Origin of the sequence: Corynebacterium sp. LK2537 (genome assembly GCF_040946485.1) — a bacterium.
In the GTDB taxonomy this organism is placed as follows: domain Bacteria; phylum Actinomycetota; class Actinomycetes; order Mycobacteriales; family Mycobacteriaceae; genus Corynebacterium.
Map to the genome: position 1 here is coordinate 146,742 of NZ_JAYWLQ010000002.1, position 14,619 is coordinate 161,360.

The 14,619-nt window shown below is 65.1% G+C and carries 14 protein-coding genes; 6 read left to right on the top strand and 8 right to left on the bottom strand.

Going from position 1 to position 14,619, the window contains the following annotated elements; all coding sequences use genetic code 11:
- Nucleotides 1-4 precede the first annotated feature (4 nt).
- Both VVS03_RS03600 and xseA read right to left on the bottom strand, forming a co-directional pair.
- Nucleotides 5-286 carry an exodeoxyribonuclease VII small subunit gene (locus VVS03_RS03600; protein ID WP_368519569.1) on the bottom strand — a complete coding sequence of 94 codons (282 nt, stop codon included), beginning with the start codon at nt 284-286 and terminating at the stop codon, nt 5-7.
- A 51-nt stretch (nt 287-337) separates the two neighbouring features.
- Nucleotides 338-1,579, bottom strand: coding sequence for an exodeoxyribonuclease VII large subunit (xseA, locus tag VVS03_RS03605; protein WP_368519570.1), 1,242 nt, complete (start codon nt 1,577-1,579; stop codon nt 338-340).
- Between the two features lie 85 nt (nt 1,580-1,664).
- Here xseA and VVS03_RS03610 point away from each other — a divergent pair, with 85 nt between their 5' ends.
- On the top strand, nt 1,665-2,651 hold the full coding sequence (locus VVS03_RS03610; RefSeq protein ID WP_368519571.1) for a 4-hydroxy-3-methylbut-2-enyl diphosphate reductase: 987 nt from the start codon (nt 1,665-1,667) through the stop codon (nt 2,649-2,651).
- Nucleotides 2,652-2,759: 108 nt separating this feature from the next.
- On the opposite strand, the gene VVS03_RS03615 is transcribed toward VVS03_RS03610, so the two are convergent.
- The 3 genes from VVS03_RS03615 to VVS03_RS03625 form a co-directional block, all read right to left on the bottom strand.
- Nucleotides 2,760-3,644 carry a DUF6542 domain-containing protein gene (locus tag VVS03_RS03615; protein ID WP_368519572.1) on the bottom strand — a complete coding sequence of 295 codons (885 nt, stop codon included), beginning with the start codon at nt 3,642-3,644 and terminating at the stop codon, nt 2,760-2,762.
- Nucleotides 3,645-3,764: 120 nt separating this feature from the next.
- Nucleotides 3,765-4,883 (bottom strand): DNA recombination protein RmuC, encoded by a 1,119-nt coding sequence (locus tag VVS03_RS03620; RefSeq protein WP_368519573.1) that lies wholly within the window; start codon nt 4,881-4,883, stop codon nt 3,765-3,767.
- A 35-nt stretch (nt 4,884-4,918) separates the two neighbouring features.
- Nucleotides 4,919-6,295 carry an AI-2E family transporter gene (locus VVS03_RS03625; RefSeq protein ID WP_368519791.1) on the bottom strand — a complete coding sequence of 459 codons (1,377 nt, stop codon included), beginning with the start codon at nt 6,293-6,295 and terminating at the stop codon, nt 4,919-4,921.
- Between the two features lie 127 nt (nt 6,296-6,422).
- Here VVS03_RS03625 and ychF point away from each other — a divergent pair, with 127 nt between their 5' ends.
- Nucleotides 6,423-7,508, top strand: coding sequence for a redox-regulated ATPase YchF (gene ychF / locus VVS03_RS03630; protein WP_368519574.1), 1,086 nt, complete (start codon nt 6,423-6,425; stop codon nt 7,506-7,508).
- Nucleotides 7,509-7,574: 66 nt separating this feature from the next.
- Here the strand turns inward: ychF and VVS03_RS03635 are convergent, their stop codons facing one another.
- On the bottom strand, nt 7,575-8,234 hold the full coding sequence (locus tag VVS03_RS03635) for a pyroglutamyl-peptidase I (RefSeq protein WP_368519575.1): 660 nt from the start codon (nt 8,232-8,234) through the stop codon (nt 7,575-7,577).
- A 41-nt stretch (nt 8,235-8,275) separates the two neighbouring features.
- Here VVS03_RS03635 and VVS03_RS03640 point away from each other — a divergent pair, with 41 nt between their 5' ends.
- Nucleotides 8,276-8,842, top strand: coding sequence for a mismatch-specific DNA-glycosylase (locus tag VVS03_RS03640; protein WP_368519576.1), 567 nt, complete (start codon nt 8,276-8,278; stop codon nt 8,840-8,842).
- A 108-nt stretch (nt 8,843-8,950) separates the two neighbouring features.
- Entirely contained in the window at nt 8,951-9,484 is a 534-nt protein-coding gene (locus VVS03_RS03645) for a type 1 glutamine amidotransferase domain-containing protein (protein ID WP_368519577.1), read from the top strand.
- A 60-nt stretch (nt 9,485-9,544) separates the two neighbouring features.
- On the opposite strand, the gene VVS03_RS03650 is transcribed toward VVS03_RS03645, so the two are convergent.
- On the bottom strand, nt 9,545-10,270 hold the full coding sequence (locus VVS03_RS03650) for a FadR/GntR family transcriptional regulator (protein ID WP_368519578.1): 726 nt from the start codon (nt 10,268-10,270) through the stop codon (nt 9,545-9,547).
- A gap of 425 nt (nt 10,271-10,695) precedes the next feature.
- Between VVS03_RS03650 and VVS03_RS03655 the strand changes: the two genes are divergently transcribed.
- On the top strand, nt 10,696-11,640 hold the full coding sequence (locus tag VVS03_RS03655; protein WP_368519579.1) for a PRC and DUF2382 domain-containing protein: 945 nt from the start codon (nt 10,696-10,698) through the stop codon (nt 11,638-11,640).
- 207 nt (nt 11,641-11,847) lie between these two features.
- Nucleotides 11,848-13,059 (top strand): MFS transporter, encoded by a 1,212-nt coding sequence (locus tag VVS03_RS03660; RefSeq protein ID WP_368519580.1) that lies wholly within the window; start codon nt 11,848-11,850, stop codon nt 13,057-13,059.
- A gap of 130 nt (nt 13,060-13,189) precedes the next feature.
- Here the strand turns inward: VVS03_RS03660 and VVS03_RS03665 are convergent, their stop codons facing one another.
- Entirely contained in the window at nt 13,190-14,578 is a 1,389-nt protein-coding gene (locus VVS03_RS03665; RefSeq protein WP_368519581.1) for a dicarboxylate/amino acid:cation symporter, read from the bottom strand.
- Nucleotides 14,579-14,619 lie beyond the last annotated feature (41 nt).

Consider the following 14,619-nt stretch of genomic DNA (forward strand, 5'->3'; position numbering starts at 1 on the left):
GGGCCTATTCGGCCGGGGAAGCCGGCTCCTCGCCCTGCGCATCCGGGTCGTTGCCCAGCGCCTTTTCCACGCGGCGGGCGGCGCCGTCGAGGTGGGACTCGCAGGCCTTGGCCAAGGCCTCGCCGCGCTCCCAGTACTTCAGCGACTCGTCCAGGCTCATCTGGCCCAGCTCCAAAATCTTGACGGTCTCGATGAGCTCGTCGCGGGCCTGCTCGTAGGTCAGGTTCTCCACGGGCGGGAAGGCGTCGTCGCCGGCCTGGCCGGTACCGATGGTGTCTTCGTTCATCCTGGTCTCCCTTTCGTTGTGGGGGCTTAAGGTGCGGGTATAAGGTTCTGGCTAGTCGGCCGGCTTGGCCGCCATGGCCGCGGCGGTAACGGAACCGTCGGCGACGCGGATGCGCAGCTGCGAGCCGGGCGGGGATTGCTTATAGGAGGTGACCACCTCGGGGCCGCTGCCGTCGCGGGGCAGGACCTGGACCACGGAATAGCCGCGCTGCAGGGTCGCCGCCGGCCCGAGCGCCGAGACCTGGGCGCGCAGGGCATGGACCCGGTTGTTTTCCCGGTCGAGCAGGTAATTGACGTCGCGGCGCATGGTGGCCCGAGAGCGGTCGATCTCCTCGCGGCGGGCGGTGATCGGGGAGAGGGGATCGGCCAGCACCGGGCGGGAGCGGATATTGGCCAGCCCGCGGCGCTGGTTGTCCACCCAGCCGCGCAGCGCTCCGGCCATGCGCTGGCGGGCCTCGTTGATCAGCGCCTTTTCCTCCATGACGTCGGGCACGACGCGCTTGGCCGCGTCCGTCGGGGTGGCCGCCCGCAGGTCCGCCACGTTGTCGAGCACCGGGCTGTCAGGCTCGTGGCCGATGGCGGAGACCACCGGGGTGGCCGCGGCCGCCACGGCGCGCTGCAGGGCCTCCTCGGAAAACGGGAGCAGGTCTTCGACCGAGCCGCCGCCGCGGGCGATGATGATGACGTCTACCTCCGGATCCCGGTCCAGCTGCTGCAGGGCGTCGACGACCTCTGGGACCGTGGAGCGGCCCTGCACCGCCGTATTGATGACCCGGAACTGGACGGCCGGCCAGCGGTCCTGGGCCACGGAGATGACGTCGCGTTCGGCCGCCGAGCCGCGGCCGGTAATCAGGCCGACCTTGCCCGGCAGGTAGGGCAGGCGCTTCTTGCGGGCCGGGTCGAAAAGCCCCTCGGCGGCCAGCTGCTTGCGCAGCATCTCGATGCGGGCGAGTAGCTCGCCCAGGCCGACGTGGCGGATCTCCGTCGTCCACAGCGAGAAGCTGCCGCGGCCGGCGTAGAAGGCCGGCTTGCCGCGGATGATGACCCGGTCGCCGTCCTTGAGCGGAGTCGGCAGGGAGCGGATCAGGTTGGTGGGGCAGGTCAGCTGTACGGACTTTTCCTGCTCGACGTCGCGCAGGGTCAGGTAGGACAGCTTCCACGTGTTCTTGACGTTGATCTGGGTTAGCTGGCCCTCGACCCAGAGGAAGCCTAGCCGCTCGATCCACCCTTTGACTTGGTCATTGACCTTGCCCACCGGCCACGGAGTATCCGGGGTATTCGCCGGTGCATTCATGTGTGAGCTTCCTCCCGTTCTCCCGTGATTATAGGCGTTTGCACCCAGTCTATTGTTTTGCAGTGGATTTCGTTATTCTGGGGGCATGACTGATGCTGGAAAGAATGTGCTTCTCGCGGCCCCGCGCGGGTACTGCGCCGGTGTGGACCGCGCGGTGGAAACAGTAGAAAAGGCGCTGGAGAAATACGGCGCCCCGATTTACGTGCGCAAGCAGATTGTGCACAACCGCTACGTGGTGGAATCCCTGGCCGAGCGCGGGGTGGTCTTCGTCGACGAGGCATCGGAGGCCCCCGAGGGCGCGCACCTGGTCTTCTCGGCGCACGGCATTTCCCCGGCCGTCCGCCAGGAATCCCAGCAGCGCCGCCAGCTGACTTTGGACGCGACCTGCCCGCTGGTGACGAAGGTGCACAAGGAGGTCCAGCGCTTCGAGCGCGACGGCTATCACATCCTCTTGGTGGGCCATAAGGGCCACGAGGAGGTCGAGGGCACCGCCGGTGAGGCCCTGGAGATTACCCACCTGGTTGACGGCGTGGAAGGCGTGGCGGAACTGCCGGAGTTCCTCCACGACGAGAAGCTCGTGTGGCTGTCCCAGACCACCCTGTCGGTGGATGAGACCATCACCATCGTCAACAAGCTGCGCGAGCGCTTCCCGCACCTGGAGAACCCGCCGTCAGACGATATCTGTTACGCGACGCAGAACCGCCAGGAGTCGGTGAAGGCCATCGCCCCGAAGTGCGACCTGATGATCGTGGTCGGCTCCCGCAACTCCTCGAACTCGGTTCGCCTGGTCGAGGTGGCCTTGGACGCGGGCGCGAAGGAGTCGCACCTGATCGACTTCGCCAAGGAGATCGACGAGTCCTGGCTCGACGGCGTGCAGACCGTCGGCGTGACCTGCGGCGCCTCCGTGCCGGAGCTGCTGGTCCGCGAGGTGCTCGAGTACCTCGACGAGCGCGGCTACAGCGACGTGGAGCAGGTCACCACCACCACCGAGACCATCCAGTTCGCCCTCCCGCGCGAGCTGCGCCCGGCTCGCACCAAGGCAGCCAAGGAAGCGGCAGCAAACCAGTCTTAAACCCACCGCGCCCCAGTGCCGGGGCGCAAAGAAAGCGGCGAGGCGGCCACCTTAAAGAATGTGACCGCCTCGCCGCTTGTGATTATCTTGCCGCGTCTAGCCTTTCGCCTAGTCCTCGTAGAGGTTGTCGTCGCGGGAGGGATTCGGCCGCATGCGGCGGGCCTGAGCCTGAGACTTCGGCGAGTACTGGCGGGACGTCTCAGCCAGCCGGCTGGTGGCCTCGCCGTACCGGGGAAGGTAGGAACCCGGCCTGCCCGCGCGGCGGTTCGGATCCGGGCGGTAGGCCTGCTGGTTGGTCTGCTCCTGCCGGCGCTGTTCCCGGTCGCGCTCGCGGACGCGGCCACCCCGCGAGGCGGGCTGTTCGGAGCCAAGCCCAGACGTGCGGCCCAGCGGGATATTGCCGGCCTGGGCGTGGCGCTTTTGCTCCTCGTTGCGGGCAATGAGCTCGGCCACGGTGAGCCGGCTACTGCGCTCGCGGGCCCGGGCGCTGGTGTCGCGATTGCGCTTGTCGGCCGCGGCCTCCGCGCGGCGGGCGACCTGGGCCTTTTCGTTTTCCGTACGGGCGTTAGACCGCAGCCGCCGCAGTCGGAAGGCCATAATCGCGATGGACGCCAGCGTGGTCAGGAAAAACGGAATGAAGTGCTCCAGGAACGGGAAGGCGCCGGTGACCAGGGCCGTAGCAGAAAACGCTGAAGCCCCCTCGCTGGCCCTTTCCTGGGTAACCAGCCAACCGCAGAGCAGCGTGAACACGGCGTACAGCAGCGGGGATGTGGCCACGGTCAGGTACAGCCCCCGCGGGGCCACGGTGCAGGTGACAGCCAGAACGCTAACGATGTAGCAGAGTAGGTACGGCCACCCCAGGTCCCCGAAGAGGAGGGACAGGAGAAGTCCGGTGGTCAAAGCCGCAGCGACGATAGCGATCGCCATGCCGAGCGGCAGCCCACCGCGGGCCGTTCGAGCCTGGGTTTTATGAAAAGCGTTCGCATGTGACACGAGGCGTTATTCTACCTGCCGCCCATCGTGTCCTGGGAATCATTTGGCCGCGTGCCCGAAGTCGCCCAGGCAGGGCCGGAGGTTCTGGGCCCTGCCCGGGAGAGAGCCGGAGGCTAGATACTAGTCGGACTCGGCGGCGTGGCGCGGCGAGGATTCGACCGGGGAAATCTGCGGCGGGTGCTTGTCCGTGCGGGCCGAGATGTCCATCTCCGCGAGCCGCCGGGAGGTGACCATGACGCGGCTGTCGAAGGAACCCAGCGTGGAGTTGAAGGCATCGACTGCCTTTTCCAGGTTGCGCCCCACCTTGTTGAAGTGCTCGCCCACGGTGTTGACCCGGCTGTAGAGCTCGCGCCCCAGGCGCTGGACCTCCCGGGCCTTGTCCGAGAGATCTTCCTGCCGCCAGCCCAGCGCCACGGTGCGCAGCAGGGCGAAGAGCGTGGTGGGGGTGGCGATGACGATGTTGCGGGAGAAGGCGAATTCCAAAAGCTCGGGGTCCACGCTAAGCGCCGCGTCCAGGAAGGGATCCGCGGGCACGAAGAGGACCACGAACTCCGGGGTGGGCTGGAAGGCCTCGATGTAGTCCTTGCCTGCAAGCGTGGTGATGTGGTTGCGCATCTGGTGGACGTGGTGGCGCAGAAAGGCCGCGTGTTCCTCGGGGTCCTGGGCCTCCAGCGCGTCGAGGTAGGAGCTAAACGGCACCTTCGCGTCGATGACGATGTGGCGCCCGCCGGACAAGTGGATGAGCAGGTCCGGGCGGACTTGGTGGCTGCCGAAGTGGGCGGAGACCTGTGGGTTAAAGTCCACGTGCTTGACCATGCCGCCCAGTTCGACGACGCGCTCGAGCTGAATCTCGCCCCACCGGCCGCGCACATTGGGCGAGCGCAGCGCGGTGACCAGCTGGTCGGTCCTGTCGGACAGGCGGGTAGAGGTGCGCATCATCGCCTGGACCTGGCCGCGTAGGGAGGAAAACTCGCTGGCGCGGTCGGCCTCCAGCTCGCGCAGGTGCAGGCCCAGTCGGTCCATGGCCTTTTCCAGGGGAGCTAGCGATTCGGCGACGTCGGCGCGCCGCTGCTGGGAGGCTTGGAGGGCGGCCTGTTGTTGCTCGGCGGCGCTGGGGCCGGTCGTGGCGGCGGTGGGCTGCCGGCGCTGCCAGTGGGCGTGCCCGAGCCAGCCCAGGACCGCGCCGAGGGCCACACTAATGAGAAGGAAGGCAACCGTGGCGAGCGTGGAAGTACTCATGCCTTCTAACTTCGCACACCCGCCGGACGGAAGCCTTAAGATCCCTCCCGCGTTTCGAACATTCGCGCGATTTTGTCCTTCAGCTTGCGGATGCCGGTGCGGGCCGCCGGGCGTTCGTACTCCGGCGGCGGGGAGCTCAGATCGACTAGTTCGCTCACGTCGGCACCGTCGGGCTCGGGGGCCTCCTCACGCCAATCCTGGCGCTGCCGCAGGCCCTGTTCCTGCTTGACGCGGCCGACGAGGTAGCCGGCCATGGTGGAGAACTCGACGTCGTCGGTGGACTTTTCACCGGACTGCAGCATGAGGATGTCCTGGACGTAGCGGTAGGCCACCGCGATCATCGCCGCGGCGGGCACGGCGAGGAAGGCACCGACCAGATCGAAAAGCGCCGAACCCAACGTCACGGAGACCAGGACGATAACCGGGTGCAGGCTCATCGCGCGGGCCTGCAGCAACGGCGAGAGCACGTTGCCTTCCAGCTGCTGGACCAGCAGGACCAGGCCGAGCACCATCAGGGCCTCGGTAAAGCCTAGGGAGACCAGGGCGATGGTCACGGACAGCGCGCCCGCCACGATGGCGCCAATGAACGGGATGAACCCGGCGATGAAGGTGATGATCGCCAGGGCCATCGCCAGCGGCACGCCGATAATGGCGAGGCCGCCGCCGATGAAGATGGCATCGATGCCGGAGACCAGCGCCTGGGCCCGGATGAACCCGCCCAGCGTGTTCCAGCCGCGCGTGAACAGCTCGGTCAGGTGCCAGCCGGCGCGGCGGCCGACGCTCTCGCGCAGCCACGGCAGGAATTTATGCCCATCCTTGAGGAAGAAGAAGGTCAGCACGGTGACGACCACCAGGGTGATCAGCAGGGAGGTCGCCGTGCCGATGCCGGTGAACACGGAGCCGGCGATGTCGCCGGCCTGGGCCTGCAGCCAGGAGGCGATGTCGTCGATGTACTGGCCCATGTCGTCGCTGTCCAGGTTCAGCGGCGGCCCCTGCGCCCACAGCTGCAGGCGCTGGATACCCTCGACGGTTTGCAGGTAGAGGGACTGCGACTGCCGCGCGAAATCCGGCGCGATGAACGCGACCAGTCCGCCCACCAACGACACGAAGGTCAGCATGGTAATCGCCGCGGCCAGCGAGGCGGGGAAGCGGTGGCGTCGCAGCCAGGAGGCGAACGGCGCCAGCACGGTACAGACGATCAGGGCCAGGATGACCGGCAGAATTCCCTCCCAGAAACTGCCGATGAGCCAGCCGAGCGCGTAGACCAGCAGGCCGATGACGAAGACGCGCACCGACCACAGGGCGATGCTGCGGATGTAGTGCCCGAGCACGACCAAGCGGTCGACCTGGTCGCCCGGTGGGTGGGGAGAGACCGACTTCAGCAGCTTCTGTTGGCCCTCCGCGGAGGTTATGGCCGGGTTGGCGGCTTCATCTTCTTTAGAACTCACGTCCACTATCTTGCCTTAAAAGGCCGTAAGAATGGGAAATACCTGCAACCGGCTGTCGGCTACCTGCCCCCAGTGCGTTAGGATTGGGCACGTGAGTCTTACATTAGGAATTGTCGGATTGCCCAACGTTGGCAAGTCCACGCTGTTTAACGCCCTGACCCGCAGCGACATCTTGGCGGCGAATTACCCGTTCGCCACCATCGAGCCCAACGTGGGCTTGGTGGAGCTTCCCGATGCGCGCCTGAACCGCCTGGCGGAAATCTACTCCTCCGAGCGCATTCTGCCGGCGACGGTTTCCTTCGTAGACATCGCCGGCATCGTCAAGGGTGCTTCCGAAGGCGAGGGCATGGGTAACGCCTTCCTGTCCAATATCCGCGAGGCCGACGCCATCTGCCAGGTCGTGCGCGCCTTCTCCGACGATAACGTCATCCACGTCGACGGCCAGGTCAACCCGACCAGCGATATCTCGGTGATCAACACCGAGCTCATCCTGGCCGACCTCCAGACCATCGAAAAGGCACTGCCGCGGCTGGAGAAGGAAGCCAAGAAGAACAAGGACTTGGCCGAGACCGTCGAGGAGACCAAGAAGGCCCAGGAAATCCTCGAGGACGACACCACCTTGTTCGCCGCCGCCAAGGACGGCAAGGTCAACCTCGACCTCCTCAAGGAGCTGCACCTGATGACGGCGAAGCCGTTCCTCTACGTGTTCAACTCCGACGAAGAGGTGCTTACCGACGAGGACAAGAAGGAAGAGCTGCGCCTGCTGGTCGCCCCAGCCGACTGCGTCTTCCTGGATGCCAAGACCGAGACCGAGCTGCTGGAGCTGGACGACGACGAGGCCCTCGAGCTGCTCGAGTCCGTGGGCCAGAGCGAGCCGGGCCTGCAGACCCTGGCCAAGGCCGGCTTCAACACCCTCGGCCTGCAGACCTACCTGACGGCCGGCCCGAAGGAGTCCCGCGCCTGGACCATCCACCAGGGCGATACCGCCCCGCAGGCCGCCGGCGTTATCCACTCCGACTTCGAGAAGGGCTTCATCAAGGCCGAGATCGTCTCCTTCGAGGACCTCGACGCCGCCGGCTCCATGGCCGAGGCCCGCAACCACGGCAAGGTCCGCCAGGAAGGCAAGGACTACATCATGCAGGACGGCGACGTCGTGGACTTTAAGTTCAACGTCTAGACCTGGATGCTTTCCGGCCCGGGGCAGTGTGCTCCTGGGCCGGATTTTTTATGTGTGGCCAGCGCCTTAATCTACGTGCCCAGCGGGCGGAGGCGTACTGTCCTGTCTTTCGGCGACACCCGTCGCCAGCGCCCGCAAGGCAGCGACGATGCCGGCCGTGATCTCACCCTGCGTGAGTCCTTCATTGGTGAGCGCTCCGGTGGCGGAGGATTCCGCGCCGAGGGCCTGGGGCACGTGAATGAACCCGGCGCGGGCGGGTGTTCCGGCCGTGGCGTGCAGGGCCGTGAACATGGCGGTGTTGCACACGTAGGTGCCCGCGCTGTAGGAGTCCTCCGCGGGGAGGTCTTCCCGGCGCACCGCCGCGGCCATGCCGGCCACCGGCAGGGTAGAAAAATACGCCGCCGGCGCCCCGGCGCAGACCGGCTCATCTAGCGGCTGTGCACCGGCGTTGTCCGGGAGGCGCGCGGCCATCACATTGACCGCCACCTTTTCCATCGATAGCGCCCGGCGGGATTCCGCCAGCCCTAAGCACACCACGAAGTCTGGACGATGGCTGGCGATGAGGCCGCGCAATTGCCTTCGCGCGGCGGCGAACTCCACGGGAAGTACGGCGGTGGTGACGGCGGCATCGGCAAGCGCGCTTTCGATGCCCGGCAATGCCGCGCGCGTCGGATTGTAGGAGCTCGGCCCGAATGGACCGAAGGCGGTGACCAACAGGGAAGCCATGGTGCCAAAGTCTAGCGGCTGACGGGACTAGCCTGGGGTCTATGCGTTTTAGCCAAGAACAACTGGCCGCCTACCGCGGCGCCACCGTGCCAGATCTGTTGCCGGAGCCGCTGCGTTTGCTGTTTGTTGGTATCAACCCCAGCCTGTGGACCGCGGCGACCGGCGCGCACTTCGCCCGCCCCGGCAACCGCTTCTATCCCGGTCTCTACCAGGCTGGGCTGACCACGCACCAATTCGATGCCTCGGGCGGCTACGCGGACGCCGATTTCGCCGAACTGCAAGAACTCGGCATCGGCGTGTCCAACCTCGTTCCGCGCGCGACCGCCCGCGCCGATGAGCTAACCACCGACGAGCTGCTCCAGGCCCCGGCACGCCTGGACGACGTCGTTAGCACACACCACCCGAAGGTCGTGGCCGTGCTGGGGATTACCGCCTACCGCAAGGCTTTTAAACTGCCCCAGGCAGTCATCGGGGAGCAGGATTCGCCGTGGGAGGGCACCCGTTTGTTTGTGCTCGACAACCCGAGCGGCCTCAACGCCCACGCCAGCGTCGCGGACCATGCGGCCGGGTACCGGAAGGTGGCTCAGGCCGCGGGCATCGAAGTGTAATTCTTCTGGGCCCAGATTCGCCCCGTGCGGAGGGCTTCTGCAAGAACGAAAAATGGCGCCTACGATCGGGGACCGTAAGTTACTTTCGAATTTCAAGGAGTGATTGTTGTGGCTGATCTGTCCAACAAGACCGTTGCGGTTATCGCGACTGACGGCTTTGAGGATTCGGAGCTGACCTCCCCGGTCGAGGCCGTGAAGAACGCGGGTGCGACCGTGAAGATTATCGCGCCGAAGGCAGGCGTCATCGAGGGCAAGAACGGCACCAAGGTGGACGTCGACACCACGACGTCCCTGGCCAAGGGGCAGTCTTTCGACGGCATCATCCTGCCCGGCGGCACCGGTAACGCGGATGCGCTGCGTATGGACAAGGACGCGGTCGAGCTGGTGGGCAAGCACGTCGATGCTTACCTGCCGCTCGGCGTCATCTGCCACGGCGCGTGGATCCTCACGGATGCGGACGTGCTCAAGGGCCGCACCCTGACCTCCTTCCCGTCCCTACAGACTGACCTGCGCAACGCGGGCGCTACCTGGGTTGACGACGAGGTCGTCTGCGACCAGGGTCTGGTCAGCTCTCGCACGCCGGACGATCTGCCGGCCTTCAACGACAAGTTGGTCGAGGAGATCGCAGAGGGGCAGCACTAAACCCTGCTTGACGATGCCCGGTCGCCGGAACCTTGCTTCCGCGGCCGGGCTTTTGCATGCCTAGCTCGGGCGCGCGCTAGAGCGGTGCCCCATGGTGTGTCGGTCGATGGCACGCTTGAGCGGTGAGTAGTGCTCGACGACGACGCGGCGGTAGGCTTCGGCATCGCCGGCATAAAGGGCGTTAATGATGTCCTGGTGGGCCTCGACGGTCAGGTCGAGGTTTTCCGACAGGGCGATCCGCACGTGCGGGAGGACGGCCATGTGGACCTGCCAGAAGGCATCGGAAAGCTCTTTAATGAGGGGGTTGGACGTGACCGAGACGAGCTGGGCGTGGAAGGCGCGGTCCTCGCGGGTGAACAACTCGCCCTTGGCGCGCCGGGCCCGCATGCCCTCGACGATAGTTTGTAGCTGGGACATGTCTTCGCCGCGGTAGTGGCTGACCAGGTCGTCGGTCATCCACAGATCGAGGGCCTGGCGGGTATTGACCACGTCCAGGAGGCGCTCGAGGAAGTGGTCGGTGTCCAAGACGATGCGGAAGACCATGCTCGTGACCATGGGGGACAGGGACATGTCCGCGACATAAGTCCCGTGGCCGTGGCGCACCTCGACGATGTCCAGGCTCGACAGGGTGCGTACCGCCTCGCGCACGCTGGAGCGGGAACAGCCCAGCTCCTCGCACAGGGCTGCCTCAGAGGGGAGGCTATCGCCAGTGGTCAGCCGCCGGGAGCGGATGTAGTTAATGATGCCGGTCACGGCATGGGCGGCGGCGCCGGAGTGGTTGAACATGGAGGGACGGACTTTCTAGCTCGGGGCCGGCGGACTCAGTTCCTTCTAGTTTAGTCGGTGTGCCCGGGCTGGAGTGAGTCGTTTCAGCGGTGGGAACGCTGGGCCGCCGGACCGCGGGGGTAGCGTGTCGGAGACCCCATAAACGACACTTATGCGACGCGAGACACTGTTAACATCGGGCGCGAATCAAATGTAGCCGATTTGTTATCAAAGTTCTGGCCTGCGATAACGTTCCCATTTCGCGGCCATTCATGGAAAACACAGACGTTTTCATGGCGATATTGAGCTGGACGCGTACCTTGGGTGGCAGCACGGAAAAGCGAATAAGTTAACTACGCCGGTGATAAGAAAGCAAATCACGGGTGTAGGCCGTGTGATTCCGACAGACGAAATTACCAATAACTAACCGAGAGGAAAGTGTGACTATGTCTAAGGACATCAAGGACCTGCTCAACGCCACCGCCTACGACAAGGACGGCGAGAAGCTCGGCGACGTCAACGAGATCTTCGTGGACGACAACACCGGTAAGCCCACCTTCGTGGACGTCAAGCACGGTCTGTTCGGCATGAACAGCAGCCTGGTCCCGCTGCGCGGCCACGACTTCAACGGTGACGAGCTGCGTCTGGCATTTTCCAAGGATCGCATCAAGGATGCCCCGGACTTCGATTCCGACTCCGCACTGACCCCGGAACAGCAGAACGACATCTTCCGTCACTACGGCCTGGAGCAGGCCGAGGACCGCACCGAGTACCGCGACACCAACCGCGACGTTAACCGCGAGCAGGACCGCACCAACGCCGGTACCGCTGGTGTCGCTGGTGCTGGCGCCGGCGCAGGTGTTGCAGGCGCTGGCGTTGCCGGCGAGCGCACCGCTGCCGACGAGAAGAAGGTTGCCGGCGAGCACGCTGCTGACAAGAACGTTGCTGACCGCGAGGCCGCAGCCACCGAGCGCCAGGCTGCTACCGACGACCGCACCGCTGCTAACAATGACGGCTCCATGATCCGTTCCGAGGAGCAGCTCAACGTCAACAAGGAAAAGGTTGCTTCCGGCGAGGCTCGCCTGCGCAAGTACGTCGTCACCGACACCGAGACCGTCGAGGTTCCGGTTACCCACGAAGAGGTCCGCGTCGAGCGCACCCCGATCTCCGAGGAAAAGGCTGCTAACTTCACCGGCGAGATCAAGGACGGCGACACCGAGGAAGCTTCCGTCACCCTGCACGAGGAGCGCCTCAACGTTGACAAGCAGACCGTCCCGGTCGAGAAGATCAACCTCAACAAGGAGCAGGTCACCGAGACCCAGCGCCACACCGAGGAGCTGCGCAAGGAGCAGATCGACACCGACGGCCTGGGCACCCAGGACAAGAAGTAAACACTTCCTCGTCTAAATAGCACACCCCGGCAGGCCCCGCGCCTGCCGGGGTTTTGTGCTGCCAGCAGGTCTTCGACTAGTTCCAGCAGGTATTCGCCTAGGTCTTGTCGTCGGTGAGGCAGTGCTTGGGCGGCTAAGTGGTACTGATAAAGTATTTCGGTTCCAATAATTCCCGCTGCCGCGTGCAGCTTGCCACAACTCAAGAAGGTGACCCATACGTCCGTAACGCATGCCGACAACGACAAGCTTTTCAACCCGACTTTTATCCTCGCGTGGATCGTAAACTTCGCGCAGTTCCTCGTCTTCTACATCCTGATCACCACGATGGCGGTCTATGCCGTCACCCAATTCGGTGCTTCCGATACCGCCGGCGGCTTCGCTGCTAGCTCCTTCGTCGTGGGCGCCACCGTGGCCCGGCTCTTTTCCGGCTACGTAGTCGACGCCGTCGGCCGCCGGTCCTCGCTCTTGGTGTCCCTGGTACTGGTTGTAGTCAGCTGTGTTTTGTATTTCCCGGCGCATTCGCTGGCGGTGCTCATTCCCGTTCGCTTCGTGCACGGTGTGGGCTACGCGGTGACCTCCACGGCGATTATGGCCGTGGCGCAAGCCGTCATCCCGAACCGCAAGCGCGCCGAGGGGACCGGCTATTTCGCCCTCGGCACCACGCTGGCGACGGCGATCGGCCCGGCCATCGGCCTCTTTCTGGCCAACGGGCCGGGGTATACCACGATGTTCGTGGTCGTTTCCGCGCTGACCATCATCGATCTTGTCGTCGCCTTGTTCCTCAAGGTTCCGGAAAGCAACCGCGACTCCCGGCCGAAGTTCACCTTGGCCGCGGTGGTCCACCCGCGGGTCGCGCCCATTGGCGTGTTCATGTTCCTAGTCGGCATCGGTTACACCGGCGTCGTGACCTTCCTTAATTCTTATGCGCACGCGACCGGCCTGACCGCCGGTGCCGGGCTGTTCTTCATCGCCTATGCCTTAATGACCTTTGCCATGCGCTTCTTCCTGGGGCGTCTCCAGGACCGGCGCGGTGACAACAGTGTCATCTACATCACGCTGGCGGGCTTTATCGCTGGCCTCGCCCTGTTGGCCACGGCGACCGCCGACTGGCACGTGGTCCTCGCGGGCTCGCTGGTCGGCTTGGGTTATGGCTCCATCATGCCGGCCGTGCAGGCGATTTCCGTGCGGCTGGTCAAGCGTGAGGAGATGGGCGCTGGCATCTCCACCATGTTCCTCTTCCTCGACCTGGGTGTGGGGCTCGGCCCGATCTTCCTGGGCATGCTCATTTCTTCTACCGGCTACTCGGCCATGTACTGGTTGCTCGCCGGCCTCATCGTGATGGCGGGCTGCGTCTACTACCTCGTCCACGGTCGCACCGACGCCGCCAAGGGCAGCAACTTGCACACCGAAGACATTTAGAGGTGCGCCCTTCGCGCTCACCGGGAGCAGATTCTGGTGCAGCCGGGTCGTGCTGGTGACCGCGAAGGGTTCATCAAGGGGGTGTAAGGCATGAAAAAAGCCCCCAGGAGGGGGCTTGGGCGGTACCGGCTTAGGCGGCAGGTTGCTTGGACGGCTCGATGATATCGCCGACGCCGTGCTCGGCGGCGTCCCAGACTTGCTTGTCCTGGATGCCCGCGCGCTTGGCGACGATGGTGGCGCACACGGACTGGCCGGTGACGTTGACGGCGGTGCGGCCCATGTCGATGATGGGCTCGATGGCCAGCAAGAGGCCGACGCCGGCCAGCGGCAGGCCCAGGGTGGACAGCGTCAGGGTCAGCATGACGGTCGCGCCGGTCGTGCCCGCGGTGGCGGCCGAGCCGATGACTGAGACGAAGATGATGAGCAGGTACTGGGTCGGGCTCAGCGGGATGTCGTAGAACTGGGCGACGAAGATGGCCGCAATGGCCGGGTAGATGGAGGCGCAGCCGTCCATCTTTGTCGTCGCGCCCAGCGGGATGGCGAAGGAGGCGTATTCGCGCGGCACGCCCATGGCCTTTTCGGTAAAGCGCTGGGTCACCGGCATGACGCCCATGGACGAACGGGTGACAAAGCCCAGGGAGAACACGGGCCAAACGCGCTTGTAGAAGCCCATGACCGGGATGCGGTTGTAGGCCAGCACGGCCGGGTAGACGACCAGGATGACCAGGGCCAGGCCGACGTACATGGCAAGCACGAACTTGCCCAGGGAGGCGAGGGCGTCCCAGCCGTAGGAGGAGACGGCCTTACCGATGAGCGCGGCGGTGCCGATGGGTGCCAGGCGGATGATCCACCACAGCACGACCTGGATGACCTTGAGGAAGGACTCGGTGAAGTTCAGGAACGGGTCGGCGGCCTTGCCGGCCTTGACGGCGGCGATGCCCAGTGCCAGGGAGACGACGAGGATCTGCAGGGCACCGAAGCTCAGCGAGACCTCGTTGTCGCTGAAGGAAGCGCCCAGGCCGATGAAGTTTTCCGGGACGATGGACTGGAGGAAGCCGAGCCAGGAGCCGACGTTGCTGGGTTCCTCGGCGGTGGAGGCGTCCACGGTGGTGCCCACGCCCGGCTTTATGACGACGGCGACGAGAATGCCGATGACTACGGAAATCAGGGCGGTGATGGCGAACCAGATGAGGGTGGAAATCGCCAGGGAGGCGGCGTTGGCAACCTTGCGCAGGTTGGCGACCGAGGTGATGACCGCGGCGAAAATCAGCGGCGGCACCATGACCTTGAGTAGCTGGACGTAGGCGGAGCCGACGCCGGTGAGCAGGGAGGTCAGCCAGTTGGGATCCTCGGAGGTGCCGCCCATGCCGGCGGCGATGAAGCCGAGGATGAGGCCGATAATCAGGCCGGCGATAACTTGGGCGCCGAAGCCGGTGGCCCACTTGGGCAGGCCGGAGGAGCCGCGGGTGTTCTTATCGTCGGCGGGCGTGGCCGCGGACGATGGCGTGGAAGAGGACATGAGAAACCTTCTTTAGAAATGAACCGACTAGGTTAGGAAAA